The sequence below is a fragment of the Synechococcus sp. R3-13 genome, assembly GCF_047462195.1.
GTDB lineage: Bacteria > Cyanobacteriota > Cyanobacteriia > Thermostichales > Thermostichaceae > Thermostichus.
On record NZ_JANSIO010000304.1, the window covers coordinates 1 to 5,061 of the forward strand.

Consider the following 5,061-nt stretch of genomic DNA (forward strand, 5'->3'; position numbering starts at 1 on the left):
CAGTGCGGGGCTCCTGCGATTTCTAGCTGAGGTGTGGCTCTTTGTGATGTGGTGAGGTGAAGCCAAGATGGACGTGATCCCAGATGAACCGATTGTGATTGCCAGCCTGCTGAGCCTGGCTTTGCTGGGGATCTTGATTCTGAACTTGGCAGGGCGTGGGTCTGGGGATGCAGATTAAAAGGTTGACAAGCTTACTTATCCTTCTTTAGGATTAGGATCGCCTTGTCGGAGAGCGCCCCCATCGTCTAGAGGCCTAGGACACATCCCTTTCACGGATGCGACAGGGGTTCGAATCCCCTTGGGGGTATTGGGTCAGAGTTATAAGATAAAGCCGTCAACAGGGGATCCCTGGCAGCGGTGACACCTTACTCAGACTTTACTCAGAGAGGCTTTGCCGCCACAAACCACTCCAGATACAAGCTGGGAGAGCGGGTCATCTGGGATCCCCATACAAGCGGCATGGGCAGCCAGCCAACTGCCACTCCGTCGAGGGGGATCCCTATTCCACCCTTACTCCTCAACAGGGGAAAAATCTCCAAAGCAGCGGCCTAGAAGGTTAGGCTTAGTTGTCCAATCGGCTACGGCTTGGGTTTGAGCAGACCTAGGGCCTGCCAGGATCAGGTGCTGGCCACCAGAGCTTCAGCCGGCGTGGCGGCGACCAACAGCTCATCTTTGATAAGCTCTGCCAGCTCCTGCAGTTGGCGAATCGCCTCTGCTCCTTCCAATTTCATGAGCTCTCGGTCATCCCGCATTTCTGTCCAGCTAATGGAGCATTCGGAAACCAAAAAGCGGATTAGGTGCCCCTCTCGTAAACTGACCATAAACGAGGCACTCTCGAAAGACGTACCACAGGTGTAGCAAGAGGCTGGGTAGCCCCGCTTCTCCAAAACGATGGCCAGAGCCTGCAAACTCATCACCAGATCTTGAACATAGCTGCGGTATTGTTCCGCCAACCGTGTGAACATCACACTCCTCCCTAACGGATTGGCACTTTTGGGGCTTAGCCTAGCTGCAAATGACCTAACTAGTAATTTATGCTTAGGACTAGGATTACATCTATCATAACAATCGACAACCCCTCAAGGAAGTGATTAAGGCCACAGAGTAGGCAAGGTCTACCTCAGTGAAATGTAGTATTCAACACTTCTCTTAACAAAGACATCAAAATTTACCTCGAGTCAATGCTCTTATCTATCGGGATCCTCACCCAGTGCTCGCCCAGTCTTTTCTCAAAATGGCTCAGCGGCTGCTCGCGTCATCAGGACAGAGGGCGGAAAGTTGCCTCAAAGCTTTCTCCTGCAAGGGTTTCAACCATCGAGAAGCGGGACGTAGTCTTTTGACAAGAGGCCAGCGCGTTAGAGTGTCCAGTGGGCTAAGGCTTGCAGACGAATGGGGATTAAAGTAGGTTCCCACCCGGTTATGCTGAGAAAACTCTCGGCATGGACAATTGAGAACGAACGGCTCGATGCTGACACCTGTTGATCTGGAGAAACGAGTGGCTTATTTTCAGAGTCCCCAAGCCATTCGGGATCGCTGTCAGTTGCTATTTGAAAGGGTTTTGGCCGGTGAATCAGAGCATTTTCGCCTCGACCTGAACCGGCTGGGATCCGTAGCCGACTATGTGATCACCACAATGCGGGCCCATTATCCCACCGGGGAAATTCCCTTCCACAGCCGCTGGCAACATTTTCAAGTGGGATCCGGGGAGCGCCTAGCCCGTCTGGAAAATCGACTTAAAGACATGGATCCGCTGGAGCGGCTGCGATGCAAGTGGGATCTCGCCATAGTCAGCGTGTTGCTGGACGCAGGGGCAGGCTCTGCCTGGAAGTACCGGGATCCAGAAGGTCAGGCGGTGGTGGGTCGTTCCGAAGGTTTGGCCTTGGCCAGTTTCGACTGGTTCTGGCGAGGTGGGTTTTCCAGCGATCCCCAACAGCCTCTGCAAGTGGATGCGGCGGCCCTGGAGCGGATCACCTCGACGGATTTGGCAGCAGCTTTCCAGGTGGGGCCGGAAAATCCTTTACTGGGACTGGAGGGGCGCTGGCAACTGCTGCAAAGGTTGGCACAAACTTTGCGGGCTCAACCTCATTACTTTGGATCTGGTCACAATCTTCCTCGTCCAGGCCGGTTGTGGGAAGCAATCCAACCCGAGGATCCCAGCCGTGGGATCAAAGCAGCACAGGTCTTCCAGGCAGTTCAGAGGGGGTTTAGCTCCATTTGGCCTGGGCGAGTCTCGCTGGCCGGGATCCCTCTGGGGGATGTCTGGCCCTATCCCCACCTGCCCCAAACAGAGCCGGGGAGCCATTGGGTGCCTTTTCACAAGTTGTTGCAGTGGATGACCTATTCTCTGCTGGAGCCGTTGCAGCAGGAGGGGATCCCGATCTGGGGTTTGGATGAGCTGACGGGTTTGGCGGAGTATCGCAACGGGGGGCTGTTTGTGGATTTGGGGGTGATCCAGCTCAAGCAGCCGGAGATTGGGCAGCAACCGCATCCCCCAGATTCGACGGTGATTGTGGAGTGGCGAGCCCTGACGGTGATTTTGCTGGATCAAGTTGCCTCCTTAATCCGGGAAAGGCTTGGCTGCTCTGCCCAGGAGTTGCCCCTGGTGAAAATACTGCAAGGGGGAACCTGGACGGCAGGACGGCAAATAGCGGCCCAGCTTAGGCCAGATGCTTCTCCTCCCATCCAACTGCTCAGCGATGGCACGGTTTTTTAGGGATCCCCTTTCGAGATTCTTAAGAAGTTCTGTAATAATCTCAGGGCCAAATCAGGACGGGATCCCCAGTGCAGATGCAGGTACGAAGCGTGAAGGCGCTCGGTGGCCCATCCTTCCTGTTGAAGCTGGGCGGGGGATCCCCAGCTGTAGATTGGGCTGGGGGAGATGGGGGTGCTGCGGGAGCGGTGAAATTCATGCCCGCGCAGGCGATCCCCAGCTGGCGCCAGCAGGGTTGGGCGCAAAACGGCAGCTGCGCGGTAGCCCAAACATAGCCGGTTGGCCATGTCTACTGTGATGGGCAACAGCCCGGCCATCGGGTAGGTCTTTCCCTGAAAATCGGTGAGGGATTGGCCCAGCACCATCAGTCCGCCACACTCGGCATAGAGGGGTGGGTGGGTGGGCGGGGGAGGTTGTTGGTTAATTCTCTCAGATAGAGGTGCTGCAAACAATTCCGGGAACCCTCCCCCCAGCAGCACGCCGTCGCAGGGCTCCGGCGGCCATAGTCCCACCTGGAGGGGGGAATACTCCAGCAGCTCGGCCCCACAGGCCCGCAACAGATCCAAGTTGTCGGCGTAGTAGAAGTTAAAGGCGTGGTCTTGGGCCACCGCCACCCGTACCTGTTCGCAGCGGCGGGGCGGAGTCCTTTCGGTGAGAGGGGGGATCCCTGGCCACAGCTCTCCTACCGCTGGAGGAAGCCTCCGAATGAGGGGCAATAGGCTATCCCAATTGACGTGTTGCTCGGCCAGCTCGGCCCAGGCAGCTTGCCAGTGGGGGAAGTGATCCAGTTCTGAGACAGGCACCAACCCCAGGTGTCGGCTGGGCAACCGCAAATCCTCCCGCCGGGGAAACTGGCCCAAGACTGGGATCCCCGCTGCAGCCGCTGCCTGCTGCAAGATTTGTCCATGCCGCTCCGAGGCCACCCGGTTGAAAATCACCCCAGCAATGGAGAGGCGGGGATCCCAGCGGCTCAAGCCGTAGAGCAAAGCGGCCACCGTCGTTCCCATGCCGCTGCCATCGATCACCAGCACCACAGGGATCCCGAGCAGGCGGGCCACATGGGCGCTGCTGGCAAAAAAAGGCTCCGTTCCGCCCTCGGGGAGGGGCAGGGATCCCGGCGCTCGTCCATCGAAGAGGCCCATTACCCCCTCCACAATGGCTCCATCCTTGCCCTGGCAATGGTGGCGAAAGCAGCGCTGCACAAAGTCCTCGTCGGTCAAGAAGGGATCCAAAGTGCGACAGGGGATCCCGCTCACCGCCGTGTGAAACAGAGGATCAATGTAATCCGGCCCCACCTTGAAAGGTTGGATGCGCAGGCCCCGTCGCCTCAGAGCGGCCAACAGAGCCAGAGTGATGGTGGTTTTGCCGCTGCCGCTTGCTGCCGCCGCCAGCAGAATGGCCATCTTTCCTGCCCAAGGGTTAGAACTCGATGCCGATTTGCGCCTTGATCCCCTGGTCACGGAAGGGATGCTTGACCAAAGTCATCTCCGTCACCAGATCGGCTCGGTCGATCAACGCTGCCGGCGCGCCCCGCCCCGTCAAGATCAGGTGAACCCGCTCCGGTTTCTCCGCTAGCCCGGCCAACACCCTGTCCGGCGAGAGATATCCCAACTTGAGGGCGACATTGATCTCATCCAGAAGCACCAACTGAAACTCCCCGCTGGTGAACAGCTCCCGCCCCTTTTCCCAGGCCGCCTGTGCATGGGCGATGTCTCGCTCCCGGTCTTGGGTTTCCCAGGTAAAGCCCTCTCCCATGGCGTAAAAAGCTATTTTCCCCAGGCCCAGCTCTGGATGCTCGGCCAATTTCCGCAATAGCTTGGCTTCTCCTGGATCCCAGGCCCCCTTGATAAATTGCACCACCCCCACCGACAATCCCTGGCCGAGGGCGCGGAAGATCATGCCAAAGGCAGCCGTGGTCTTTCCCTTGCCCTGCCCGGTGTGTACGATGATCAAGCCCTTGTCATCTCGCATGCCCGACAGACGCTGCCGCTGGATCTGCTGGCGTTTTTGCATTCTTTGGCGGTGCCGCCAGTTTGGGTCGGCCTCTGCGCCCGGTGAAGACTCCGCACCGCTATCGCAAGCGTCCTCAAGTTCTGTTGTCGAGAGGGGTTGGGATCCGGAAGCCGGTGCAGGCCAGCCAGACAGGGCGGGTTGGGCCATAATCATAAAAATTGAGATTCGCCACACAAGCTGAGGGGAAGGTGCTGTGCCTACGGCAGGGGAACTGCACCGCTGACGCGACTGTTAGGGCAAACTCAAGTTCCCCCACAGCAGACCGCCTCCATCCTAATCCCTCATCTGGTTGCATTGGCTGGGATCATGAGAGCATGACTCTAGTCAATAATAAGCTC

Annotated in this window: 4 protein-coding genes and 1 tRNA gene; 2 read left to right on the forward strand and 3 right to left on the reverse strand. The window is 57.9% G+C overall.

Annotated features, from left to right (window positions below):
* Positions 1-234 precede the first annotated feature (234 nt).
* Positions 235-307 (forward strand) — tRNA-Glu (locus tag NW856_RS09505).
* A 310-nt stretch (positions 308-617) separates the two neighbouring features.
* On the opposite strand, the gene NW856_RS09510 is transcribed toward NW856_RS09505, so the two are convergent.
* On the reverse strand, positions 618-965 hold the full coding sequence (locus tag NW856_RS09510) for a DUF1815 family protein (protein ID WP_011434143.1): 348 nt from the start codon (positions 963-965) through the stop codon (positions 618-620).
* A 500-nt stretch (positions 966-1,465) separates the two neighbouring features.
* On the opposite strand from NW856_RS09510, the gene NW856_RS09515 reads away from it, so the two are divergent.
* A complete protein-coding gene (locus tag NW856_RS09515; protein ID WP_414399975.1) occupies positions 1,466-2,713 on the forward strand; it encodes a URC4/urg3 family protein in 1,248 nt (415 codons plus the stop codon).
* Here the strand turns inward: NW856_RS09515 and NW856_RS09520 are convergent.
* Positions 2,710-4,113 carry a cobyrinate a,c-diamide synthase gene (locus NW856_RS09520; protein WP_414399977.1) on the reverse strand — a complete coding sequence of 468 codons (1,404 nt, stop codon included), beginning with the start codon at positions 4,111-4,113 and terminating at the stop codon, positions 2,710-2,712. The two genes, NW856_RS09515 and NW856_RS09520, sit on opposite strands and share 4 nt — an antisense overlap.
* Before the next feature lie 16 nt (positions 4,114-4,129).
* A complete protein-coding gene (gene cobO / locus NW856_RS09525) occupies positions 4,130-4,870 on the reverse strand; it encodes a cob(I)yrinic acid a,c-diamide adenosyltransferase (protein WP_083757680.1) in 741 nt (246 codons plus the stop codon).
* Positions 4,871-5,061 lie beyond the last annotated feature (191 nt).

What these genes read in the sequence shown, in the direction of transcription:
- NW856_RS09510 (WP_011434143.1), bottom strand. Translation starts at nt 965, where the DNA reads ATGTTCACACGGTTGGCGGAACAATACCGCAGCTATGTTCAAGATCTG.
- NW856_RS09515 (WP_414399975.1), top strand. Translation starts at nt 1,466, where the DNA reads ATGCTGACACCTGTTGATCTGGAGAAACGAGTGGCTTATTTTCAGAGT.
- NW856_RS09520 (WP_414399977.1), bottom strand. Translation starts at nt 4,113, where the DNA reads ATGGCCATTCTGCTGGCGGCGGCAGCAAGCGGCAGCGGCAAAACCACC.
- cobO (WP_083757680.1), bottom strand. Translation starts at nt 4,870, where the DNA reads ATGGCCCAACCCGCCCTGTCTGGCTGGCCTGCACCGGCTTCCGGATCC.